Here is a 23,293-nt window from a genome sequence, read left to right as displayed (position 1 = left end):
ATGGTCCTGGTTCGCCCTTGGGTCCTTGCGGTCCTGTCACACTCCTGCCGGGTTCTCCCCGGCTTCCTGGTGGCCCAGCAACGGGGGTTGCGCCAAGTCGTTGTACCTGGCTGGCCAGCAGGTCGCGAGCCTGGTTGGCGTGCCTCAGGTCCGCAGCCAGGGTCATCACTTGGATGGCCAGCCAGCACAGGAAGAGGGCGACGAGGAGTCCTGTGGCGGCGACGAGCCACTCGGCGCGCGGCTTGCAGAACGGGATCCGCCTGCGCCTCTTCCGAGCCCTCATGTTGCCACCGCCGCCCAGACTGAGATCACTGCTGCGAGCAGGGCGATCAGGATGGGGATGACGGCTTGGTAGAGGCGGCGCTGCCGTTCGGCTTCGCGTCGGTCTCGCTCGGAGAGCTGGTACTGCTCTAGGTCATCCTCCAGTTTCCCGGTGGCCTCCCGGCACGACTGGAGGTCGGCTTGGAGTTGAGCGAGCCGCTGGTCGACATGGGTCGATTGGATCGTGTAGACGTCCAGGGAGACGACCTTGTCGAGGCGGCTGTTCAGCTCCGCGAAGCGTGTGGAGATCAGTTGCTGTAGTGCTCCGATCTGCCGGCCGAGTTCGCCGTTGGACAGCTGCTCGTCGGCCATCGGTTGCTCCGCTCAGGCGCCCTGCGAGGGTTCGGCGGTGGCGGGTGTCGTCGGGACAGTTGGGGAGACCTGGCCGCGGGTGAGCAGTCCGAGTACGGCGAGGACGACGGCATTGAGGGCGCCGACGGTCTCGGGGGTGACGTTGAATCCGTAGGCGGCGAGCAGTGCGACGACCGCGGCGACGAGACCCGTGAACGCGCTGGGCGCGATCGGGCGCGTGATGGTTGCGGTGGCTGCGGCGAACACGGCAGAGGTGACGGCGACGATCGCGCCTGCCTGCTCCGCGGACAGGCCGAACTGGAACGTCACCAGCAGGCTGAGGCTGGCGCTGATGACGGAGATGATGAGAGCCGGTTCACGGCCGAAGATCTTCATGGTGCAGTCTCGTTTCTGCTGGATGAGTCAGGCGACGACGTTGAAGCCGTGCTTCGCGCCGAGCTTGGTGAGGCTGGTCTTGCCGGGGATGCCGTCGGCGTCCCGGCCGGTGTAGCCGAGGCGGCGCTGCCACTTGGCGTAGGCGTCGACCGTGGCGGTGCCGTAGTGGCCGTCGCTGTACTTCTTGGCGAGCAGCCCGGCGTCCACCAGTGCGGCCTCGACGGTGCGCACGCCGGAGTAGGTGACCGGGGTGCCGGACGCAGCCGGGTTGGACCGGGCGGCGGTCACAAGCTTGGACAGATCCACGGTCGGCTTAGCCGGTTTCGGAGCGGGCGCGGGGGTCGGTATGGTCGTGGGCTTGCCCAGGCGTGCGTCGATACGGTCCCGCATGGACGCCATCGTGAAGCCGCGCGGGTCGACCTTGCCTGGCTGCCATTCCAGGTGACCGATGACGGAGCGGGCAGTCCACCCGTGGTGGCGACAGATCGCGGCGGAAACGCGCTCGATCGACTCCAACTGGGCCTCGGGCCAGGGGTCCTTGCCGTCGCCGAGGTTGATGCACTCGAAGCCGTAGAAGTGACGGTTGCCGTCGACGCTGGCCTCGTTGTCGGCGGGCAGCACCTTCTCCTCGATGACGGCCTGCAGGACGTCGGGGTCGCCCAGTCCGGCGTGGTTGGCGCGGCCGTAGCCGACGAGGTGGACAACGCCCTGCTTGTCGATGACGCCGTGGCAGAGCGGGCCGGGGAGTCCGGAGTAGCCGTCGTGGCAGATCTGCACCGAACGGTCGGTGCCGGAGGTGACGGTGTGGTGGATCATCACCCCGTTGACGGGCCCCCACGGGCCCTTGCTGTTGCGGTTGTGAGCCTCCCACTTCCCCACCTCCACAACGGTGAGGCCCTCGTCTCTGAGGATCTGAGCGAACTTGGACGCGGATGCTGGTGTGGCCATGGCGCGGGCCCTTTCTAGTAGTCGCTGGTCGTGCCGACGAACTGGGCGTGCTCAAGCGGCCAGCCCTCGTGGTGGTCGTGCCACACCTCAACCCCGACGGGCTGCCCGGCCTGGCCCGCGAAGGGCCACATGACGGTTTGCCACGACCGGCCGGGGGTGGCGAGACGGTCATCGGCGCCTGTGTAGTCGCGGATGCCGTGCGGGTCGCGGATGAAGCGGGACATGATCTGCCGCGGCCGGGTGTCGCCGTCGGGGAGGCTGATGGAGGCCCAGCGGAGGTTGCGGGCCCAGAGGAAGTCGCCGTCGAACGGGGGCATGATCAGCGCTAGACCGCGCATCATCTTGCGGTCGTTGCTGATGGTCTTCTCGTAGGTGACGAGCGTCCACGTGTTCGGCGGGATGATCTGCGGCTTCTCACCGCGGTACAGCTTGCACACGGTGGCCACGAGCGCCTCCTACAGGCTGACGGTCACGCCGTTGAAGCCGATCCACGGCGGCTTCACGGTGGATCCGGTGCCGAAGACCTGCAGGTAGCCGTCGGTCTGCACGTCGAGCTTCAGTGCGATGCGGTCGCTGCTGACGTCCGAGCACGGTATGAGGACGGTGCGCAGGGTCTGCGGGCGGACCCCGGACGGCAGGGCCGTGTTGTTGATGACGTAGGAGCCGGCCGGTGTCGTCGGCCACGAGGATCGGCCGATCGCCCCACGGAACTGCAGGGACTCCTCGCCTGCGATGTTCAATAGCCGGTACTGCAGCGTGCCGTTGCTGTTGCCGTTCTGCGTGAACGGTGAGCTGAGGCCGATCGTCGTCCACGACGATGTGCCGACGGACAAGGCGACCCAGGCGCCGTTGATACGGGCGTCGAGACGTTGCACGTCCTGCAGGTAGGTGAGCATGCCGTCGACGGGCGACGTAAGCGTCGCGCCACGCGCCGAGGCGGACGCGTACCGCAAGGTGCCGCGCGGAATCACGCCGGCGGCCAAGTCGGCAATGGCTCTCGGTACGTCGGGGGCGTCAGTGAGGGCGGCGAGGCTGATGTTCTGCCCGTAGGTGTCGGTCGTGGGCATCAGTCCTCCGGAAGCTTCGTGGTGGTGATCTCGATCCGCCTCGCCTCAATGCCCGTGACGCTCGGCTGCGCGGCCAGGGACTCACGCACGGCGCGGAGAATGGCCTGCTCGTCGGCAAGGTGGTACTCGTCGAGGACAGCGATCTGCACCTCCACCTGCCCTTCCTCCGAGTCGCCGGTGATGGATGTGTAGGGGTAGCCGAGCGCCATTCACTCCACCCTTTCGAGTCGGATCCAGGAGTCGGTATAGACGGTCACGCCGGAGCCGCCTGCGGTCTGGGAGGACCAGTTCGCGGAGAAGACGCCGCCCGTGGTGGTGCGGATGATGCCGCGCATGGCGTGCCCTGTGACGGGCGCGATAGCGCCATAGGAGCGGGGCGAGCCGATCGCGGTGTCGATGTTGCGGACCGTCGAAGGGACGGCGGTCATGGAGGTGGCGTCGGCGTAGCAGACCCACGATCCGGCAGCGTCGGTGGGGACGTTCCAGCCCCAGTTCATGTCGGACGTGTTGGTGTCCGAGCTCCACTTCGCGAACGCTTCGAGCGTGTATGTAGCGTTCGCGGCGAGAGTGACAGCGAGGTGCGGGTCAACGGACGGTGTCGCGCTGGTCCGCGGCCCGGTGTCGGCGGCCTTCCGCCTGTACAGGACGGTGCCGAGCCCGTCGGAGTCGACGGCAGTGCGGCCAGCGGCGAGCCAGTTGCCGCTGCTGGACTGGGTGATGACGATGACGTCGCCTACGACTGGGTTGCGGTAGGTCTCCAGGCGGCGGCAGACGATGCTGTCCGCGGTGACGGTGCCTGCCCCGATGGCGGTGACGGTGGCGAGCCTCCAGTCCGCGCCCCGCACGGACGGCGACTGCTCGCCCGTCTTCTGCGCCGACTGCTTGAGCGCTGCGGCGAGGTCGCGGGTGCTGGCGTGGCTCGTCTTCACGCGTCCTCCTTCGCGGAGATCGTCGTGATGGGGAACTCGCCTCCCTCGTCCAACGGGACGCTGAACGAGGCGACCTGGTGAAGTTCGCGGGTGCCGTCCGGGTGCGTGACCCGGATGACGTCGCCGGGCTCCAGCGCCGGGTTGGGCATGCTGCTGAAGTCCCCGGATGAGTTGGGAGCTTTCGCCTGGGCGAGTTCCAGTGATGCGGCCTGCGCGCAGGCGTTGACCGTGGTCAGTGTCGACGACGAGATGAACTTCGGGCGCCTGCCGAACGGTCCGCCCCAGTAGGTCGGGGAGCCGGTGTCGCTGTCGACGATGAGCGCAGAGACGGGCGGTGCGTTGTCTGCCGTGTTCTCTCCGCGGGCGAGGACGCCGTTGTAGACGCCGTCGCTTTTCATGGCCCGGTTGCCGCTGATGTAGACGCCGCCCTCGGTGGCTTCGACAGCCCACACGGGCGTTGCGGACAGCAGGTCAGGCAGGGTGGCGATGACGAACACGCCGTCCGCGTTCGCGTACACCTCGGCGCCTGCCGCGGCGGCGATCTCCTGCGCGCCGGCCCACGGATCCGCCTCGATGTCGAACGTGCGGGAACCGATAGGGGCGTCGGTGATCGTGGACACCACATCGGCGTCCGGGAGGGTGCGCTGGATGAGGGCCGCGACAGCGCCGACCACGGTGCCGGTTGCCGTGTACGCTTCGGTGAATTTGTCGTCAGCGACGCATGCTTCCAGGCCCTTGCCCTGCAGGTTCACGGGTCCTTCGCTGATGCTTCCGTCAACGGAGTCGAGCCGGAACACGCCCAGCGGCACCAGCTCTGAGGCACCGTCGCCATACTGGACTCCGCGGCTGATGCGCAGCCGGGCGCCGTAGGTGGCGAGCTGGTCGGTGGGCGTGCGTGGGATGAGTGCCGGGTCGGGGCAGGTGACCGTGCAGGAGCGGCGGATCGCGTTGCTGCGGTCCACCGACACTGACCCGCCCGTGTGGTCGACATCCAGCACCCGGCCATCGGTGAGGAACAGCTGCACCCTGGTGGCGACCTGATGTGATTCGGCTAGCCGGGCCAAGAACCGGTCGGAGACGGGATACACCGATCACCCCCGCCGGTCGAGCAGCAGATCCTCACACGTCGCGTAGGTGGCCAGCACGTCGGCGCAGGTGTCGAACTCGGTGAGGACGTCCTGCCAGGTGCGGCCCGCAGCCCCATTGACGCCGGTCGTCACAGGCATGTCTGCTTCGATGAGTGGCAGCGTCCACGCCCGCCACACGTCCTGCGCGAGCGTTCCGATCCGCGCCTCAGAGACGGCAGCGACGTTGACATACATGTCGTCGACACCCATGCCCGGCGCGGCCTGCCACAGCAACACGTTGCCGGAGTCAAGTAGAAGGTGCAGGGCCCGCCGTTCCTCGTCCGTGCGGGTCCAGATCGCCAGATCGCCCTCTAGGCCTCCACGCACCCCGGACAGAACCACGGCATTGCGGCGTCCGCGCACCCGGTGGACGGCCTGCTCGATCGGCCGTGACCACTCCGGAGCCGTCTGTACCAGCACCTTCAGATTCCGTTGCGGGTTGCCAGGGTCCTTCAGCCACGCCTCGTTGATGTCGGCGAGACTGAGGGTGACGTAGTCGCTGGTGCGGGTCGCCGACGACAGCGAGCCCGGCGGCCACTGCTCGATCACGTAGCGGATCGACGTGTTCAGTGGCGCCTCATGGTCCTCGATGAGCATCAGGTCGGATGCGATGGCCTGGTGGCCTATGAGCCCCGACGGGCCGCGCACCAGCTGCCGGGATCCGTCAGGCAGCTCCCTGTACACGGACAGCTCGTAGCCGACGGTCAACTCCCGCAGGGTCACCTCGACGTAGCCGCCTGCGTCGACCGCCTCAACCGCTGTCAACGGCAGCACCTGCCACAACGCGACCGCATCCACGTGCAGGACGCTGCTCGTCGACGACACCGTGGCAACGAACTCGACGGCGGCCTGCGTGGCGGTCGTCGGCGCGACCGCGTCCGACGTCATCAACAGCCAGCTGCCCGCCGGCACTGGGTACGACGTGCCCACCGAGGCTCCGAGATCCGTGTTGGCGGCGTCGTACCAGCGCACTCTCAGCAACAGGCTAGACCAGGAGCCCGCGCCGACGTGGGCGTAGAGCGCGGCCCGATGGTTCAGGCCTGCGCCGTCCCCAAGGGGAAACCGGGCGGATCTGATGGTGCTAGCCGTCGCCGTCGCGGAGGCGATGGTGAGGGCGTAGGCGCCGTAGTAGGCAACTGCACCCCACGGTGTGGTGCGGGACAGCACGGCCGCCCCGGAAGCGGTCGTCCATCCGGCGATGCCCTGCTCGAAGCTGCCGTCTGCATACGGCACCAGCGTGCCGGCCTGCAGCTCGGGCGCCACGGTGATGACGACGGTCTCCAGGCGCAGGATCTGTCCCGCGCTCGCCCCGTCCAGACCTGCGGCGACCGAGCAGGTGGCCGCATTGGATGGTGCGACGGCAGAAGCCCGCTGCCGGTACATGCCGGTGCCCGGCGCCGCCAGAGTGGACCGGGCGGCTCCGACCTGGTTGTCAGCCGCATCGTAGAACCGGAGCTCAATCCATGCGGCCGAGGCGATCACGGGCGGCTGCAGGTAGGCCAATGCCAGATACTCGACCCCTGGTGTGACTGCGGGGCGGTCGACGGCCAGGACGCTCGCGTTGCCTGCGGCGACCGCTGTCATCGCCAGGGTGTGCCCGCCTGCCGTGTAGTTGTCGACGGCCCAGCCCACCACCGGCACCTGTCGAGTCACGGTGGCGTTGACGACGGCCGTCCACCCGGAGGCGTCCACCTCGCTGCTTTCGGTGCCGAACGGCAACAGGTTGCCAAGCACCCTGATCGGCAGCCCAAGGTAGACGTTCTCCCAGAAGTGGTAGACGGCCACGGCGGTTTCCGTCGACGACAACAGCACTTGCGCATTCGCCGCCCCTGCTGGCGCGGCGCCGGCTACCCCGACTCGATGCCATGCCGATGATGATCCGAGCGTGGTCAGCGACCACGTGATGCTGATCTCCGTACCGCTGGCGTTGAGCCACCGGATTCCGATCCGCTCGGGCACGACGCCCGCCGAGTCGGCGAACACCTGGTAGGTGGTGCCCGCCGACACGACATACGAGGAGACAGTGCGGACCTGCATCTCGCCCGCCGCCGAGGATCGAACGGCCAAGCATCCGTCGCCGTTTCGGCCGCCGATTCCCTTGCTGATAGTGCAGTTCAGCTTGGGCGTCCACCCTGAGGTGTTCGGGTCGATGGACTCCGTCGTCGGGCTGAGAAAGTTCCCGGGAATCGCCACTGGGGCACCTCCTCAGCTCGCGTTGAGTACTCCGATGAGCTGCTGCTGGCCCTCTTGCATCACCGCTGTCGCCTCACCGCGAACCCTGCCCAGGAACTCCCCGGAGTCGAGGAACAGGTCGCCCTCGAACCGAGCGGGTCCGGCGCCGCGGCTCGCCATCGTGGTGAGCGCGTTGGCCTGCGACGTGGTGAACACCGGCTCGGGCCGGCCCGTCCCGTTGTAGGCGAGATTCAAGCCCGGCTGGAGGTAGCCACCGCTGTCGTACTTGCCGGGCATGAACCCGTACCACGACGTGAACAGGCGGTCGTTGTAGCCGCGGGCGCGCTTGCCCACGACGACACCGTCACCGCCGCGGCTCTCGACGTTGGTCTTGCCGAGAGTTCCGGCGGTGTGACCGACACCAGCGTTCGTGATCCCGACACGGAAGGCACTGTTGCCGTTCTTCACCCACCCTGGAGGCGCGGTCTGCCCATGGAAGGCCATCGTCGCCCAGCGGCGGTGCGGCTTCTGGCCTCGGATGACGGACTCGATCGCCGACATGAACCCGGAACAGTCCCAGCTCGGGTTGCCATTGCCCGCCCATTGGTAGGGCTTGCCGTTCTGGGACTTCGCCCACTTCAGCGCTGCCTGGATCCGCGGCCCGCCGATTCCTGCCGCCCCGCGCTTGTCGGCTTCCTTGCCGTACCCGAACAGGGTGTCCAGGATCTTCGTCGGGATGCGGCGCAGCATCTGCCCGAGCGCGGTGTCCATCCCGGGGAAGTTCTTCAGAAGCGGGTCGACGACGCTCTTCACGCCCGCTCTGAGCGATCCCTCAACGGTGTCGGACAGCCATTTCGCGCCCTCCTTGATGCCGTTCCACACAGCCGAGCCCGCACCGCCGGCGGCCGACTTAACCCAGCCCCAGATCCCGCCGTCGGCGAACTGCTGGTGCACACCACCGGACGCGTACTTCAGCGACCGGTCGGTCGACGTGACGGGGTTGCCGCCGAACACCGGCGCCAACGCAGCCTTCACGCCCTGCGCGCCGCGCGACTTGGCGATGGCGTTCATGCTGCCGACGAACCCGGCGCCCACGGCGCGCGTGAACTCGGGCCGCATGATGGCCTCGCCGCCAGACAGGTCGAGCCTGCCGCCTGTTGGCGAGACGAACCGGTGCACGTCGCGACCCGGCGTGTAGCCAGGCATGATGCCACCGGACGCGAACTTGAACGCAGGCAACGTGGGCGCGCCGAATGCCTTCGCGACCTTGTTCCACACGCCGCGGATACCGCCGTTGTAGACGGTGTCGACGATGAACTGGACCGGTTCGCGGGCGATCTTCTTCAGCTTGTCCCACGCGATCTTGATGGCCTTGCGGGCGAACTCGAAGGAGTCCGCCACCCGGGCAACGGCCGACTTCAACGCGCCGAAGATGGGCTGGATACCCCTATCCCACACGAAGGCAATCGCGCTCTTGATGCCCTCCCAGGCAGGCTTAACAGCCTTCTGGTACAGCCAGCCCATGATGGCACCGACCGCAGACACGCCACCGCGAATGTACTGGAAGTACGGCTTGATCCCGTTGTTCCACAGCCACACAGCCAGAACTGCGATGGCATTGAAGGCGGGCTTGATCGCGTTGCTGTACAACCAGGACGCGACAGCGCCGATCCCCCGGAACGCCGGTCCCAGCACCGTGTTCCACAGCCACTCGCCAGTAGCTGCGAGGATCTTGAACGTGGCGATGATCGGCACGAGCGCGATGGTCACCACGGCCGTCATCAGAATCTTCGCCGCTGTCGCGATGAACCCGAACACCGGCGAGAGCACATTGGTCCACAGCCACGAAGCCCACCGGCCGATCGTCTGCAAGCCCGTCCAGATCGCGGTGAACACCGGCTTGAGCACGGAGTTCCAGACGAACAAGGCCGCAATCTTGATGGCGTTCCACACCGCGAGGACCACATTGCGGAAGCCGTCCCAGTGCTGCCACGCGTAGATGATGGCCACCACCAGCGCGGCGATGGCGGTGATGATGATGCCGATCAAGTTGGCCCTCATCGCCGCGTTCAACGCCAGCGTCTGCCCCGTCAGGAGCGCTGTTGCGACCGTCGCCACTGTCTGCGCCGCCCGCCAAATCCCCATGGCGACGGCCGCCAACTTGGCTCCGATCGCGATCGACGCGAACGCCACACCTACCGTCGTCAACAGGTCTGTCGGAATCGCGCTGATGCCCGTCGCCAGGGCGTTAATGAACGAAGTCGCCGTGCCACCCAGCGGTGCCAGAGCCACACCCAGATCGAAGAACGCCCTGAACAGGTTGCCGAGCATCTCGCTGAGGATCGGGGCCTGCTCAGCCGAGTAGGCCAGGAACCGCTCAAACTGCGGAGACCCCTTCAGGCCGGCGCCCCACGTCGCAAACCGGGCTGTGATCGTCTGCATGCGGGAAGAGATCGAGTCCATGTGCGGCAGGAATGCCTGGATGACTCCGCCCATGCCCTTGAAGACGTTGCCGAACGCCACACCGAGACCGACGAGCGCAGGGCCTACCGAGCCCGACAGGTCGGCCTTGAAGGTCTGCCACCAGGGTGACTTGAAGCCACGGCTCGCACGGTCCTGCAGGTCGCCGATCGCGGCAGCCGCTTCCTTCACGAACGGCGTCAACCCAGGCAGGGCACGCCGCATCCCGTCCAGCGCACGGGTGAAGATCGGCATCACCTGCGGCTGCAACGACTTCGACCACTCGGAGAACGCCGACCGCAGATTCAGGAACGCGTTAAACGTCTCCCGCGCCGACGGCGTCAACTTCGCCAGCTCCGCCTGGTACTTGGCCTGGGCGACCGCAGCCTGATCCACGCCGCCAGCTGCCGACATCGACGCCGACTGGATCTGCCGCTGAGCCGACGCCACCGCGTCCGCCGCGCTCTGCTGGGCCACCGCGACGTTCGCCGTCGCCTCGCCGACACGGGCCTGCGCGTCGGCAACCTGCCGGGCGGTCTCCACCTGCGTGCGTGAGGCCTCAGCCTGCGCATCCTTGAGCGCGCGTGCCTGGTCGGCTACCGCGCGCTGCGACTGAGCCACCCGGTCCTGCGCGTTTCGAACAGTGTCGGAGCCCTCGACGCCCTTCCTGTTCGCCTTAGCGGTCTCCGTCGTGAGCTGCTTCGTTTCCTCGCGCTGCTCCTTGAGCCGCTGCACCGCCTGGTCGTACTGCAGCAGCGCCTTCTGCTTGTCGAGCTCGGTCGCGTTCGCGTTCTTCAGGACGGCATCCCGCTGAAGCATCGCCTCCTTCAGCGCGATCTCCGCGTCCCTCTGTGACAGACGGGCGTTCGTCAGCTGGTTGTTCAGGTCCAGCAGCTCCTGCTCAGCCTGCTTCCGCGCGGCAGTCAGGTCTTCCTGGGCGCGCTTCGCGTCCCGCTGGGCGTCCGCGAGGGACCGCTCAGCGTCCTGCACCTGCCTAGCCGCCTGCTGATTCCGCACCGCAGCCTGCGCCACCGCATCCGCCGCGGCCCTTTTCGCCTGACCGACCGCGGCCTGAGCCTGGGCGATCTGCCGGGCACCATTGCGTTCCGCCGTCGCCAGCGCCTGCTGCGCCGACGCCATCTGCAGCGCCTTCGACGCGCCCTGCGACGACGCCTGCCCGCCCTGGTAGGTCGCGTTCGTAGCCGCGTCTTGGGCGGCCTTCTGCGCCTGCAGAGCAGAGGCGATCCCCTTGAACGCGGGGGCTGCCACCAGGGCGATCGAGCCAATGCCCGCGCCCGCCGCGGTAGCCGCCGCCGCGATCGCCCCCAGGCCGGCAGCCACCACCGGCAGCGCCGGGATGATCGCCGGGCCGAACGCGATAGCCGCCGTCGCCAGGGCTCCGAAACTGGAGACGGCCGAGCTCGTGTCGACGTCCACGCGGGCGGTCTGCCCGTCCAACCGGTTCACCTGTGCCTGGAACGCGGCCAGTTGCGCCGACGCCGCGCCGGCGTCCACGCGCACGGCGACATCCGCATCCTGCGTGGACAGGCGGGCAAGCCGAGCCTGCACGTCCTGGATACGGGATAGCGCGGTTGCTGCGTCAACGTCGATGCCGATCCGGGCATCCCGCAGCGCAGTCAACTGGGCGCGCAGGCTCGCGATCTCCGCTTGGGCAGGCGTCGTGTCCGCGCCAATGTTCACGTTCGGCAGGGATGCCTCAGCCTGCTGCACCGCCGCCCGAAGTCGAGCACCCAAGCCGCCATCGGTCTCCACCCGAATCCGCGCCGGGTCGCCGGACACCTCGTCGATCTGCTGCTGCAGCAGGCGCAGTTGAGTGATCGCCGCCGCCGTGTCCGCGCGCACCGCGACGTTCGGGTGGGCGGCGCCGATACGGCGCAGCCGCTCCTCAATGTCCGCGGCCTCCGCCCGTGCGGTAGCCGCATCGACGTCGATGCCGATCGTCTTCCCGGCCAGCGTCTCCAGACGGGCACGCAGCCGTGCCAGATCAGCATCGACGCCCGTGTCCGACAGGCGCACATCCAGGCGCGGCATGCTGCGGAACGCGGCCTCCAGGCGGGCACGCAGCGACCGGGCGAACGCTCCACCCGTCTGCTCACCCTGCCTCGTCGCCGCCGGACGGGCCGCACGTGCACCGTCCTGAATGCCGTCCCGGATCGCTGGCGTCATGTGCGCGGCGATCTGCCGGCCGATGATGCGGCCGACCTCGTCGCCGATCTGCGACGCAGGCGGGACCAGCGCTGCACGGAGCCGTCCCTGAATCCCCTGGGCGTTGGGGAGGACATCAACCTCGACGGATCCGACAGAGATCGCGGGCACTGGGAGCCTCCTCCCAGCGCCCTACGCGGCGCCCCCGTTCAGCAGCTGGAAGAGAGTCTCGGCACTGTTCTCTGTCAGCTCGGCACGCTTCCTCTTCGGCCCCGCACCCGGTCGGCGCAGCGGCTCCGGAGGATCCGGCCGCTGGCTCTTCTTCTCGATGTTGACCGCCCACAGAGCCCACTCGACGCGGGCCACCCGATCGGCAACGACCGCCATCAACTGCTCCAGTTGCGACCAGCGGGACCTCTCCGGCTCACCCGTCTCCGCCTGCCTGGCCAGCTCCTCCGCGGACATGCCGTTTCGCAGGGCGGTCATCGTGTGCGACTCCGGCGGCAGATGCTCGATGAACACCCGCAGCCACCGCCACGATCGCCCGCCCGAGAGGACGTCGGCGATGTCGTAGTGCCGGTCGATCAGATCAGCCTCTACCGCCTCCGCGTGGGCCTGCCAGAGCGCGACGGTGCCCCGGACTTTCCCAGGGACTCCCCCGCGCGCTCGCCCGCCTCCTGCACGAAGTCCTGGAACTCCTGCGCGGTCGGGTCGATCTCGATGAAGAAGTCGAAGTCGTCCGGGTGCAGCACCTTCTCGGCGAACGCGTCGAGGAGGCCCTGCGTGAGCATTCGCTGCCACGACAGGCGCCACCCTGACGGCGGAACGATCCGTACTTCCTCGCCACACAGTTCCGCCGTGACGTAGTGCCCCTCGGCCTCGATCTCCTGCGCCTCCGCCTCCGTGACGTCCTCCCGCTCCTCCGGTTCGGGTTCCGGAGCGCGGCGGGCCGCGGCTGGGCGGGTTGCTGCCGCGGTGCGCGGCTTCCTGCTGCTGTTCGTGGTACTGCGTGTGCTGGCCACGGCGCGGGCCTCCTTCAATCAACGGCGCGGGACAGGGAGTAGAGGTGGGCGGGCCGGGCCCGCGCCGACGGTTGGCGGCCCACCCACCCGTCTCAGGACCCGGTGTACGCGGCGGTCGCCGGCACCCGGTCGAAGTGGTAGACCGTGTTCCCGGCCTCGTCCGGGTAGGCGGTGACCGTCCACTCGAAGCCCGCCACCTCGTCTTGCTTGTGAGTGACGTCCGAGCGCTCGGTGATCTCGCCCTCGGGCACGTAGAAGCCGCGTTGGAACGAATCGCCATCGAGGACGACGAACCAGAACGCGCGCCGGTCCGGCTGCGGGCTCGCGGTCTCAGCGAACGTCGTCAGACCGCTCGACGGGGTCAGATCGGCGACATCGAGACGGTACTGCAGCGCCTGCACCGTCGTGCGGCCCGTCTCCCACACCGTCAGCCCGAACGTGCGCAGCGACGACGTGATCGTGGTACGGATCGGCGCCGTGAAACCCCACGGTGTGAAGCTCTGGGAGTCCTCCTCGAACCCCTGGACAAGACCGTCGTCGCTGATGGCGCCGAGCGGCGCCCACGGCCCCAGCGGCTGCACCGCCGGGTCACCCGGCGACGTCGTACCAAGCGGCGCCACCCAGCCGGCCCCGTTCGCTCCGACCTCCAGAAGATCCGCGGCGCGGGTGATGTTGACCATCGTTGTCTCCAGACATGCGTGAAGCCCGCGCACGGGCGGGGATCTGTGGGTCCGGCGCGGGCCCTCGGCCGGTCAGGAGACCGGGTGACAGAAGATCTCGTAGGTTGCCCCGACGCGACGGAGCGCTGTGTTCTCGTAGGGCCTCACCGCGGGGAGCGTGATGGCGGCCGTCCGTCCTATGACCAGACCGGGCGTTGAGGATCCGCGGAGCTCGCGGGTCACCCAGTCATGCACCTCGCGGGCCAGCGTGATCGCGTCCGCGCGGGTGGCCGCATAGATGTCGACGTCGACGAGCATGCGGGCCAGGCGGACCCCATCGTCGCCGCCGCCGGGGATCTGGCTGATCTGGATCGTCGGCAGCTCGTTGAGCAGGTTGTTGTCGAGCTCGTCCCGCACCACCGCGTCAGGGAAACGCGTCTGGCCGCGAGTGATGAGCTCCAGCTCGATGTCGACGATCGCGGTCACTGGTTCCGCCCACCCAACTGGGCGGCCCGCAGCAGCACATGGTGCGCGGGAACCCGCTCCGTGCCGTACTCCACCCAGCGGGCGTAGAAGGCGGTGTTGCGGACGTAGGCAACCGCCCGGTCTCTGCGGCGCCCACCGCGGGAGGTGCTGTCGGTCTCCCAGGACCCCTTGTAGTGGCCGGGGTGCGGGCTGTTGGAGTCGACCGGTGAGATCGCCACGGCTACGCCCTTGATGACCTCGGCGCGACGCAGCATCTCCGCCTGCATGCCCGGCATCCGCAGCATCTGGCCAACACCCTTGCGCTTGATCTTGACGCGTGCAGGCACAGCCCCTCCCCTTAATCAGCCAGTAACACGGTCGGCAGCGAACTGAATCGGCCCGCGGGTGCCAGTGAACGGGGAGCGACCCCAGTCGCCGGGTTCGCCAGTGATCTCGCATGTGACGCCACGGACCACAGCCTTGTCGGTGGTTCGCAGCGGAGTGCCCGCTGGTGCGTACACGGTCCATCCGACAATGACCGTGTCGCGGTCCTGCTGCTGCGAGCCGCCCACCTGGGGCGACTCGGATCGCGGCGTGACCACGCAGCCGGTCAAGTCGAACGACTCGTCCGGGCCCGGCAGCGGGTGGCCGCGCGGATCCCGACCCGGCGACGCCCCGGTGCGCACGATCCGCACCGTCTCACCGAACGGGTACGGGGCAGGCATCAGGGATACCCCCAACCCGCCTCGTAGTCCTCCGCCCACCCCGTCAGATCATCGATCGGCCACGTCGGCGACGGATCCGCAGTCGCCGGCGTCGGATCCACCGTGAACGCCCCGCCCCGGCCAGCCAGCGACTTCAGCGCTGATTTATCGGACTTCGTCAGGTACAGGCCGCCCGAACCCTGCGGGCGCTGCACCGACATCGGGCCGATCGTCTCGTAGGACACCTGCTGCGGATTCACGTAGGCGCGGCCCGCCACCGACAGCACCACCGCCTCCGCCCCCTCGGGGAGCGGCTTCACGATGGTCTGGCACAGCGAGACCGCCGTCGAGATCAGCAGTTCCGCGCGGTCGCCGTCGATCTCCTCCAGCCCCAGGTAGAGGCCGAGCTGTTCGACGGTCGGAGGGGTGAAAGCCACAACGCCTCCTAACGGGCCAGGCCCTCCACGACATCGCACCAGGCAGCAAGGTCGGCGGCCGGATCCAGCTCGGCGGACCGGGCCTTCGCCCGCTTGGACGCCAGCCGGTACTCGGCGGCCGTCAACAGCTTCCGCAGCACCGCCTCATAGCCCGCCACGTCATTGCGGTCGACGAAGATGCCCGCCTCACCCAGCGACTCGCACAGACCGGGCGTGGGGTGAGCAACTACGGGAATGCCGCTGGCGAGCGCCTCACAACCGGCACGCCCCCACGACTCATACGAGGACGGCATCAGCAGCACACGCGTGCGGGCATACACCCTCTCCCGCATGTCCTCGCCCTGGACGTGGTCGACGACTTCGAGGTTGGGTAGGTCGGGGAGGATCTGCTCGCCGTAGGCGCCCTTCACGGCCAGGAATTGCTGATCCGGCATGCGGCGGGCCAGAGCGGCGAGGACCTTGCCGCCCTTCGCCTCATTGCAGTTGATCAGTGTGATCGCCTTGCCGGGCTTCGTCCGGTACTCCTCCGCGAACACCGGAGGCCGCACGATCAACGACGACTCCGGCTGGGTGCTCTTCGGGTACTCGGCGAAGAACAGCTCCGCCTCCCGCTCCATCCACTGCGAGTTGTACACCGCCAGCGACGTGCCGCCCGCCGCCACATCCCGGAACGTCGGCCTGTGCGTGTTGTGGCACACCACCACCAGCCGCTTCCCGTAGCCGCGGGCCAGCGACGCCGTCGACGGCACCGTCTCCAGATGCGCGAGCAGCACATCCGCCCGCCGGACCGCGGTGGTGAAGTCGAGGCGCGACTCCAGCGGCACCACACGAATTCCCCGGTACTCGTACTCTTCGTGGGCCTTGCCGTAGCGGGACAGCCACACCTGCACGTCGTGCCCGCGGTCCACCAGCGGCCGAACCATCGACACGAGCATGTGCTCGGCGCCCGCGTTGTGCTCGGGCGGCATCGCGTGCACGCGGGCGACGATCTGTAGGGGCTTGGCTGCCCCGCCCGGCGCGGAAGCCGGGACAGCCGTCGCCATCAGGACCCCGACGGAGTGCCGGTGAACTTCACGAACGCCTCGGCGTCGCCCATCACGAAGCCGTAGTAGGCCTCGGCGAGGATCAGGATCAAGTTCTCCTGGAACGCCGAGTGGACGCCACCCTCCTCGTCCACGTAGGTGGCCTGGTCGGACACCCTCACGGTGATATCCAAACCCACGCCGTATGCCGCCTGGCTCCAGTCACCGCCGATCGCACGCAGGCCGGTGTCCGTCGACGCGGACTGCCGGCGCTGCTTGCCCGACACGCTGCGCGAGTAGGCGAGCGGCTCGCCGATCAGCGTGCCCGCGGCGGCCATGTCGGTGCCCGGGGTCTGCGTGTCGACGAGGATCGGCCGGCCGGTCGTGTCCGTCGCGAGCAGCAGCTTCGGCTTCAGGCGGTGGTCGGCGACGGTGCCGGTGTAATCCCAGTCACCGTCGATGACCTCCTCCATGCCCGTCACCAGGTCGGCCCAGATGCCGCCCTGCGCCTGAGTCTTCGTGCCCAGCGCAACCGAGTTGCTGGTGGCTGCCAGGTACTCGGTGAACGGGCCGGTGGCGCCCTTCATCGTCTTGCCGTGGATCGTCGCGTGGTCGTAGGCGCGGGCGAACGCGGTCGGCAGGTCCTTCTGCAGCTGGTCGTACAGGCCGCCCGCGTTGGTCTTCGCGACCTCCATGGCGACCGGGATGAGGACGGCCAGCTTCTTGGCCTGCATCTGCTTCACGTCGACGCCGCCAGTGGACAGGGGCTTCTTCGCCGCCTGCCCGACCCAGTCCGCGGTCGGCACGTCCATCGGGATCGGCACCGACGTGGTGGCGTCCAGAGCCAGCGGCGCCCGGCGCGCCAGCGCCATGACTGCCGACTGTTCCGTGGACTTCTCGAAGATCGGGGCTGTGATCGTGCGCGGCAGAAGCGACGCATCGACGTTGGACAGAGTCAGGGGGGCGGTAACCGCCATGGTGTTCTCTTCTCCCGAAGCTACGTGAGCTTCGAACTCAGCCACCCGGCGAACTCATCGCGCGGGCTGGGGGCCTGCTTCTTGTTGGCGCCGGACGCCTGAGTGCGATCCGGCGCGGGTCGCCGCGGGCCCTCCGGGGGCTGGGTCTTCGCCCAGTGCGGCTTGCGCTCCAACAGCGCCTGGAGATCCGCCTCAATGGCAGTCTCGTCGATGGCACCCGAGTCGTCGTCGATGTACGAGCCGAGATCCAGGGACGTCACTGCGTCCTCGGGATCCGTGAACGCCGCTCGCTCCCCGACCGTCGAGCCGGCCAGGGCCTGGACGCGAGCCTCGACAAGGCGCTTCCGGGTCGCTGAGATCCGCTCGTTCGCGGCCTGCAACTGCTCGGTCAGGCGCTCGGTCTCCGACTTCTGCGCGTCCTCGAACTCCTTGGCCTTCTTCGCCAGCGGTTCGAGCTCCTTCAGGCGCTTGCGGAGGTTCGCGGCCTCGCTGTTTTTCTTGCGAAGTTCGGCCTCGAACTTCTTCCGATCGAACGGCTTCTCCTCGCCGCCGGTCTCCGCCTCCTGGGCGTCCTCCGTGACTTCGGTGCTGCCGTTCTCCTCGGTCGCCGTCTCATCGACGGTCTCCTCGGGGCCGGTGTTCTGCTGCTCGACGGTCTCGGTCTCTTCGGGCATGACGAATCGGCCCTCCAGGGGCTGTGGAAATGAGAAAGGCCACCACCAGGGCGACCTCGTTGATCAGAAAGAGCCAGGGAGCGGGTACTGGTCGTGCTCCGCCAACGCCCGCCGGAAGCGGGCCAGCTGGCTCCCGGAGTGGCCAGCGGCGTACTCCTGGTACAAGCGCGCCCACTCGCGGGCGTGCGGCGACAACTCAAAGCGCTGCCCCGCAAAGACCGGAGTCGCCGCGCAATGGCAGCCGTCGTGGGCTCGAAAGCCCACGGTGTCCTGAGCAAACACAGCCCCGCGGCTGGACAGCATCTTGCAGAAGGCGCACGCGCCGAGGGCCGCCGATCGGGCCCACGCGGTCGCCTGCCGGTCCTGGCGTACCGCCTCCAGGACTGTGTCGCGGCCGGTGTCGGCGACGAGCTTCTGCACGACCAGCTCGGCCTTCCTCTCTGCCTGCTCCAAGCGGACATCGAGGGGCTCAAGCTGCGCAGCCGTCGCGACGTCCGGGTCTCGCTCCCACACGTCCTTCGTCGCCCATCGCAGGCTCGCCTCCGTGCGGCCCTCGGGCGGCGGGTCGGCGACCGGCACCGTGAACGTGCCGGGCACTCCGGCCGCGTCCCGCTGGGCGTCGTAGAACTCGGCGCTCAAAGCGGCCGACGTCTGCGCGTACTGCTCGACCACCGCGTGCACCGCGGCGATCCAGTCCGGAACCGACGTCCGCAACCTCGACGGAATGATCAACCGCCGCAGTCCGCGCACATCCCGCACCAGCAGCCGAGACAGGCCGAACTGCGCGGACCGGTACCGGTCGGCGTCACGGCCACCCTCAGAGACCGTCGTCGCCACCGTCGACCTCCACCACATCCGGCAGCGCCGCAGACGGCGAGCGGTTCAGCGCGTCCAGACGCTCCAAGAGTCGGCCACCAGTCGACGCCGCACCGGCGAGCCGTCGGTCCGCCCGGACCCGCTGCCGTTGCCCCTCCGTCAGCCCAGCCATCTCCAGCGTGACGTCGGAATCGGCGGGCAGGATGCCGGCCTGGACCAGCTTCACCGTGGCGTCCGCCTGCGCCGCCACCGTCGGGGTCGCCGGGTTCCGCCATACCGTCTCGATACGGCGCGTCTTCTCCGGCGGCACGCCATCCCGCACCCACAAGGCCAGCCGCATCGCCTGCTGCCAAGCCGCCCCATACCGGCGGATGCGGCGCTCCGACCGCTTCACCAGCTTCGCCTCGGTCGACCGGATCGCGTCCGCTGAGGCCGGGTTGTCGGTGGTGTAGCCGAGCATGTGCGGCGGCAGACCAAACTGGCTGGACATGATCCGCGCATACAGGTCGATGATCCGCGTCATCGCCGTCGGATCGTGCGCGGCGAACTGGCCGACCGTCGGCACCTGCCCGTCCTCGTCCCGCTCCAACGCGAGAACCCGGCCGATGTACGTCTCCCACGCGCTCTTGGCGTTACCCTCCGCGTCCTGGAACGCCGACTCCGACGCACCCAGGATGTAGCGCTGCGGAGCGCCGAAGAACTCGGCCGCCACTTCCATGCCCATCAGGCGCCGGCACGCCGCGTCCGTGATCGACATGACCTCCGGGGTGATCTCCGACTTCCCCACCCGGTCCGCGGTCCGCTGCCGGTTCGCCATCCGCACCACCGGCACGGCACCCAGGTTGTGGATGTCCCGGTCGATGACCTCCCAGCCGCCAGACTCCGACGGCAACGCAGTCACCGTCTGATCCGGCAGATACAGGACGATCATCCGCTCCTCGGGGCCCGACTCCACGAACGTGTCAGCCGCGCACTCCCGCAGAGCCGCCGTCCCCATGCGCAGCCGGGCATCCCACATCAGGGTCATGTCCAGCGGCGACTCAGCCGAGATCAGGGGCGGGCAGTCATCCGTACCGCAGTCGCCCGAGCCGACCGCCAGATACTCGCGGCCGTACACCAGCGAGTCCAGGTGCGCCAGCGACGATTCGTCGAACAGATCGTTGGCGTCGGCGATCTCCGCCAGGTCCGACGAGTCCGAGCCGTCCGCCCAGCGGAACGCCTCCAGATCGAGACGCTCTTCCAGGCTTTCGACACCGACCCGCGGCCAGCCGATCACCGTATGCAGGCCCTTCAACTGCGGCGGGATGCTGATGCCGAGATCCCGGATCAACTGCTCGCCGTTGAAGTACGCGTCCCGAAGAAGCAGCGCCCAACGGTCACGCTGCATATCCGCGCGCAGCATGTTGATCAGGGCGAGCTCGTCGTCCGACAGGTACACCAGCGGGAGTTCAGGGATGGACAGAGTCACCGCAGCACCACCACCCTGCCTTTGCCGCGCGACTTCGGCCGCTTCCCGTACTGCTTGCTGTTGAGGAGCTTCCTGCGCAGCATCCGGGCGCCGATCATGCACACCGCGAGGTCGATCTTCCGGGCGCTCTCGCGGTGCTCCTTGCCGATCGTGATCCCCCACGCATTCGTGCGGCGGCGGGAGTTCGCGACGTGCGTCCGCATCACCTTGTGGCCGTCATGCGTCAGGCGCCGCTCCAGGATGTCCTCGCCCGTCCGCTTCACGGCATCCGTGAACTCCTCCTGATGGCGCGGGGCGCCCATGTCCCAGCGGACGGCATGCTGCTTCGGCCCCGCCGTCACCGCATGCAGGATCAGCTTCGAACCGTGCTCCTGGCCCCACTTGTCGAGGTAGGCGTACCAGTACCGTTCGCCATCGTCGTCCTTGCCGGAGCCCGGGTCACAGAAGAACGCCAGCACCTTGTACGTGTTGAAGGCACGCTCGACGACACCATCCGCCTCGTCCCGCGGGACCGACCACGGAAGGTCGGGATCCCAGTTCGCCGGCCGCTGCCACACGCCGAGCGTGAAGACGTGGCCGTCCGACATACGACAGCCAGCCAGAGCGGTCGCATCATCGGACTTCGAGCCGTCGAAGAACATGACGACCTCTTCGCCGTCCCTGACTTCGAGGCCGACGGCCTTGCAGGCGTCCCATTCGTAGGGCGCCATCCAGGCGTCCTCGGCTGCGACGATCATGTTGTACCAGAAGCGCCTCGACCGGCTGGGAGGGTTCCTGACGTCGGCGATCGACTTCACGATCCGGTCCACGTTCAGCCACGCCGCATCCCCGCGGATCGACCGGATCACGGCCGGGGCATCCTCGACCGTCAGCGGCGCCTTCGGTGGAGCTTCGATCGAGTCGTACAGCAGGCCCGAGTCCATCACCCGGCCGGCGTCCACAGCCTCCCAGGCGTCCCGGTCCCGCTCAGCAACGGAGTCTTGTCCGGGCTCGTAGGCGTTCGTGATGCGGAGCGTCCGCGCCGCGCCGTCCGCGGACTTGGTGGCGTTGCGCTCGATCACGTCGGCCATGTCGTGGCCCGAGTTCGACGAATCCCAGTGGTGCGTCTCGTTCAGCAGCACAAAGGTCGCCCGCGCGCCCTCCAGTGTCGACGGCGACGACGTCACCGCCTGGATCAGGCGCGAGTCGCCCAGAGCGTTGACCGTCTCCTTGCCGACCTGGATGCGGTAGTGCTCCTTCGCCTCCGCTGTGAACAGCGATGGGAAGAGCCGCATCGTGTTCTTCGTCTGCTCAAGACTGACGGCCGCGGTCTGAACCCACGCCTCGGGGCTGTCCGTTGCGATCGGTGTTCCGTCGGCAGCCCAGTCGACGAAACGGGAAGGCCCCAGGGCTTCGACGGCGCACAAGCATGCGCCCAATGGATCTTTGCCCCAGCCCTTCAATCTTTGGAGGACTCCATCGCGGTATGCGAACGTGCCAGCCTCGTCGAGGGCGAACCACCAGAGAAGGAAACGTGCCTGCTCGTCGGTGAAGCGCCACGGGACACCGCGGGAGTGCTGAAGCCAGACACCACACCAGCCGAGGACTTCCCAGCCCAGCGTGGCCTCCGGAAGCCGCCACGAGCCGCCTGAGTCCCGCTGCCACGTCGGGCCGATCAGCTTCGGCTCCCACTCCAACTCCGGACGCGGAGCAACCCCAGACAGACGCTCCCGGTACCAGGCAATGACCTCGCCGTGCCCGTCGTCCCGGCGCTCGACCGACCGCCTACGCGCCACGGCCCCAACGCGCCATAGCCGCCTGCCGCGCCGACGCCGACGCAGTCCCCTTGGCCGGCTCCTCCTCATCCGGCAGCTTCAACCAGCCCAGCAGCCGAGCCAGGACACCGCGGTGCTGCCGCAGCTCCTGCACGAGCGGCGAGGCAACGGGCTGCCCCATGCTGCCAGTGACCATCAGATCGGCGTCCACCAGCGCAGCCTCAAGCCGCTCGATCAGATCGATCTCCCGGCAGGCATCCTCAAGGACGCGCAGCTCGTCGATACGCAGCTCATAGTTCCCCGAGATCTCCGACCAGACCACCAGGGCCTTAGCTCCGAGACCCTCAGGGGGTTCGATCTTGTATGACATGACGACCCTCCTGGGGCCTCGGACAGAGCCCACCAGGGGCCGAAAAAACACAGCTCAGGCGCACGCAGATTCTGGGGAGCTAGACGGCCCCGATCCGGAAAGATCAGCCACCGGGGATCACTCCCCGGGTGGATCATGGTCGAGTCGGCTGAACCGGAGTCCGGTTTGGATCATGCAGATTTCAAGCCGCCGCGATCTTGATCGGGACTTGATCTGCAACGTTCTCGATCCTCTCGAATCACTCTTCGAATCCTGATCGCTTGATCGCTCATCAGTGATCACGTCGACGAGCTGCGATACGCGATGACCATGACCATCGACCTGCCTCACTCGTGCCTGCCCTGCCCCGCTGCCCGCCCGTGGGTAGGGGCGCTGGCGAGACGGGTGCCAGCGATGGGGGCCTGCCGTCAGCCGGCCTGACCGATGCGCGCGACGGCGTCGACCATCTCCCTGTCGCACTTGCTGCTGTTGCATCCGAGGTGTGCGCTCTGAGCGTTGCTCAGTGCGTGCGCTCCCCCTTTGGATAGAGGGATGATGTGGTCGACGCTTGGGCTCTTGGGATGCGGCCAAGCGATGCTCTGGTCGATGGGCTCATGGCAGAGCTGACAGGTCCAGCCGTCCCGAGTGTGGATGTCGATCGGTGCGAACGTCTCGTCGGTTCGGGCTTGCGTCACTAGGGCACGCCTACGGGCGTCGTAGGCTGCGGCCCGTTCTGGGTACTGCTTTCGCCAGTGGCCGTGCTTGTGTCGACGTCGGAGGCTGGCGGCCCGCTGAGATTCCGGATAGCGGTGGTGCGGCCAAACGCCGTGCTCCGCCTTGTAGTCGCGCTGCAGTTGACGCATACGGTCTGCGGCCGCGCGCAACCTACACGCTTCAAGACCGCATTGGACACGCCGGGGATTCGTCATTGGCGCCCCGCAGTATGGGCAGGGGCGCGCGTTCTCTTGCTGCCGCTGGGCGGTGCGCCTCCGAGCTCTCGCCAACTCCGCTTCGTACCGTCCATCCACGAGGGTGCGTTCGTACTTGACCGCTGCCCGGCATGCACCTG

24 protein-coding genes are annotated in these 23,293 nt (G+C 68.2%); all 24 read right to left on the bottom strand.

Annotated elements, in window-relative coordinates; genetic code table 11:
- Window positions 1-279: 279 nt before the first annotated feature.
- Window positions 280-633 carry a hypothetical protein gene (locus FPZ41_RS01385; RefSeq protein WP_152858039.1) on the bottom strand — a complete coding sequence of 118 codons (354 nt, stop codon included), beginning with the start codon at window positions 631-633 and terminating at the stop codon, window positions 280-282.
- 12 nt (window positions 634-645) lie between these two features.
- On the bottom strand, window positions 646-1,008 hold the full coding sequence (locus FPZ41_RS01380; protein WP_152858037.1) for a hypothetical protein: 363 nt from the start codon (window positions 1,006-1,008) through the stop codon (window positions 646-648).
- 27 nt (window positions 1,009-1,035) lie between these two features.
- Window positions 1,036-1,956 (bottom strand): N-acetylmuramoyl-L-alanine amidase, encoded by a 921-nt coding sequence (locus FPZ41_RS01375; protein WP_152858035.1) that lies wholly within the window; start codon window positions 1,954-1,956, stop codon window positions 1,036-1,038.
- A gap of 14 nt (window positions 1,957-1,970) precedes the next feature.
- A complete protein-coding gene (locus FPZ41_RS01370; RefSeq protein WP_152858033.1) occupies window positions 1,971-2,402 on the bottom strand; it encodes a hypothetical protein in 432 nt (143 codons plus the stop codon).
- A 9-nt stretch (window positions 2,403-2,411) separates the two neighbouring features.
- The gene (locus FPZ41_RS01365; RefSeq protein ID WP_152858031.1) at window positions 2,412-3,023 is read right to left on the bottom strand and encodes a hypothetical protein; all 612 of its coding nucleotides are present in this window, start codon (window positions 3,021-3,023) and stop codon (window positions 2,412-2,414) included.
- Window positions 3,023-3,232: a hypothetical protein gene (locus tag FPZ41_RS01360; RefSeq protein WP_152858029.1), complete on the bottom strand. Its 210-nt coding sequence runs from the start codon at window positions 3,230-3,232 to the stop codon at window positions 3,023-3,025. Before FPZ41_RS01360 ends, FPZ41_RS01365 begins: the two co-directional genes overlap by 1 nt.
- A complete protein-coding gene (locus tag FPZ41_RS01355; RefSeq protein ID WP_152858026.1) occupies window positions 3,233-3,952 on the bottom strand; it encodes a hypothetical protein in 720 nt (239 codons plus the stop codon). It abuts the gene before it with no gap.
- The gene (locus FPZ41_RS01350) at window positions 3,949-4,977 is read right to left on the bottom strand and encodes a DUF5047 domain-containing protein (protein ID WP_322619695.1); all 1,029 of its coding nucleotides are present in this window, start codon (window positions 4,975-4,977) and stop codon (window positions 3,949-3,951) included. Before FPZ41_RS01350 ends, FPZ41_RS01355 begins: the two co-directional genes overlap by 4 nt.
- Before the next feature lie 66 nt (window positions 4,978-5,043).
- Window positions 5,044-7,146, bottom strand: coding sequence for a hypothetical protein (locus FPZ41_RS01345; RefSeq protein ID WP_228022340.1), 2,103 nt, complete (start codon window positions 7,144-7,146; stop codon window positions 5,044-5,046).
- Between the two features lie 138 nt (window positions 7,147-7,284).
- Entirely contained in the window at window positions 7,285-12,048 is a 4,764-nt protein-coding gene (locus FPZ41_RS01340; RefSeq protein ID WP_194235939.1) for a hypothetical protein, read from the bottom strand.
- A 21-nt stretch (window positions 12,049-12,069) separates the two neighbouring features.
- Window positions 12,070-12,363 (bottom strand): hypothetical protein, encoded by a 294-nt coding sequence (locus FPZ41_RS01335; RefSeq protein WP_152858024.1) that lies wholly within the window; start codon window positions 12,361-12,363, stop codon window positions 12,070-12,072.
- A gap of 110 nt (window positions 12,364-12,473) precedes the next feature.
- The gene (locus FPZ41_RS01330) at window positions 12,474-12,899 is read right to left on the bottom strand and encodes a hypothetical protein (protein ID WP_152858022.1); all 426 of its coding nucleotides are present in this window, start codon (window positions 12,897-12,899) and stop codon (window positions 12,474-12,476) included.
- A gap of 92 nt (window positions 12,900-12,991) precedes the next feature.
- Window positions 12,992-13,579: a phage tail tube protein gene (locus tag FPZ41_RS01325; protein WP_152858020.1), complete on the bottom strand. Its 588-nt coding sequence runs from the start codon at window positions 13,577-13,579 to the stop codon at window positions 12,992-12,994.
- Window positions 13,580-13,651: 72 nt separating this feature from the next.
- A complete protein-coding gene (locus tag FPZ41_RS01320) occupies window positions 13,652-14,044 on the bottom strand; it encodes a hypothetical protein (protein WP_322619694.1) in 393 nt (130 codons plus the stop codon).
- Window positions 14,041-14,370: an HK97 gp10 family phage protein gene (locus tag FPZ41_RS01315; protein WP_322619693.1), complete on the bottom strand. Its 330-nt coding sequence runs from the start codon at window positions 14,368-14,370 to the stop codon at window positions 14,041-14,043. The genes FPZ41_RS01320 and FPZ41_RS01315 overlap by 4 nt, the downstream gene beginning before the upstream one ends.
- Window positions 14,371-14,747: 377 nt before the next feature.
- Window positions 14,748-15,164 (bottom strand): hypothetical protein, encoded by a 417-nt coding sequence (locus tag FPZ41_RS01305; RefSeq protein ID WP_322619692.1) that lies wholly within the window; start codon window positions 15,162-15,164, stop codon window positions 14,748-14,750.
- Between the two features lie 8 nt (window positions 15,165-15,172).
- Entirely contained in the window at window positions 15,173-16,207 is a 1,035-nt protein-coding gene (locus tag FPZ41_RS01300) for a glycosyltransferase family 4 protein (protein WP_152858014.1), read from the bottom strand.
- The gene (locus tag FPZ41_RS01295) at window positions 16,207-17,163 is read right to left on the bottom strand and encodes a phage major capsid protein (RefSeq protein WP_152858012.1); all 957 of its coding nucleotides are present in this window, start codon (window positions 17,161-17,163) and stop codon (window positions 16,207-16,209) included. The genes FPZ41_RS01300 and FPZ41_RS01295 overlap by 1 nt, the downstream gene beginning before the upstream one ends.
- Before the next feature lie 20 nt (window positions 17,164-17,183).
- Entirely contained in the window at window positions 17,184-17,837 is a 654-nt protein-coding gene (locus FPZ41_RS01290) for a hypothetical protein (RefSeq protein WP_152858010.1), read from the bottom strand.
- Between the two features lie 63 nt (window positions 17,838-17,900).
- The gene (locus FPZ41_RS01285; protein WP_322619691.1) at window positions 17,901-18,674 is read right to left on the bottom strand and encodes a VG15 protein; all 774 of its coding nucleotides are present in this window, start codon (window positions 18,672-18,674) and stop codon (window positions 17,901-17,903) included.
- Window positions 18,655-20,121 (bottom strand): phage portal protein, encoded by a 1,467-nt coding sequence (locus tag FPZ41_RS01280; protein ID WP_322619690.1) that lies wholly within the window; start codon window positions 20,119-20,121, stop codon window positions 18,655-18,657. The genes FPZ41_RS01285 and FPZ41_RS01280 overlap by 20 nt, the downstream gene beginning before the upstream one ends.
- A complete protein-coding gene (locus tag FPZ41_RS01275) occupies window positions 20,118-21,896 on the bottom strand; it encodes a terminase (RefSeq protein ID WP_322619689.1) in 1,779 nt (592 codons plus the stop codon). The genes FPZ41_RS01280 and FPZ41_RS01275 overlap by 4 nt, the downstream gene beginning before the upstream one ends.
- Complete coding sequence (locus FPZ41_RS46810) at window positions 21,886-22,245, bottom strand: hypothetical protein (RefSeq protein ID WP_194235938.1); 360 nt, start codon at window positions 22,243-22,245, stop codon at window positions 21,886-21,888. Before FPZ41_RS46810 ends, FPZ41_RS01275 begins: the two co-directional genes overlap by 11 nt.
- Window positions 22,246-22,652: 407 nt before the next feature.
- On the bottom strand, window positions 22,653-23,087 hold the full coding sequence (locus tag FPZ41_RS50115) for an HNH endonuclease (protein ID WP_194235937.1): 435 nt from the start codon (window positions 23,085-23,087) through the stop codon (window positions 22,653-22,655).
- Between the last annotated feature and the right edge of the window lie 206 nt (window positions 23,088-23,293).

It is taken from the genome of Streptomyces acidicola, assembly GCF_009377235.1.
Taxonomy (GTDB): Bacteria; Actinomycetota; Actinomycetes; order Streptomycetales; family Streptomycetaceae; genus Streptomyces; species Streptomyces acidicola.
Note: the sequence above shows the minus strand (reverse complement) of the source record. Positions and strands in the feature narration are given on the sequence as shown.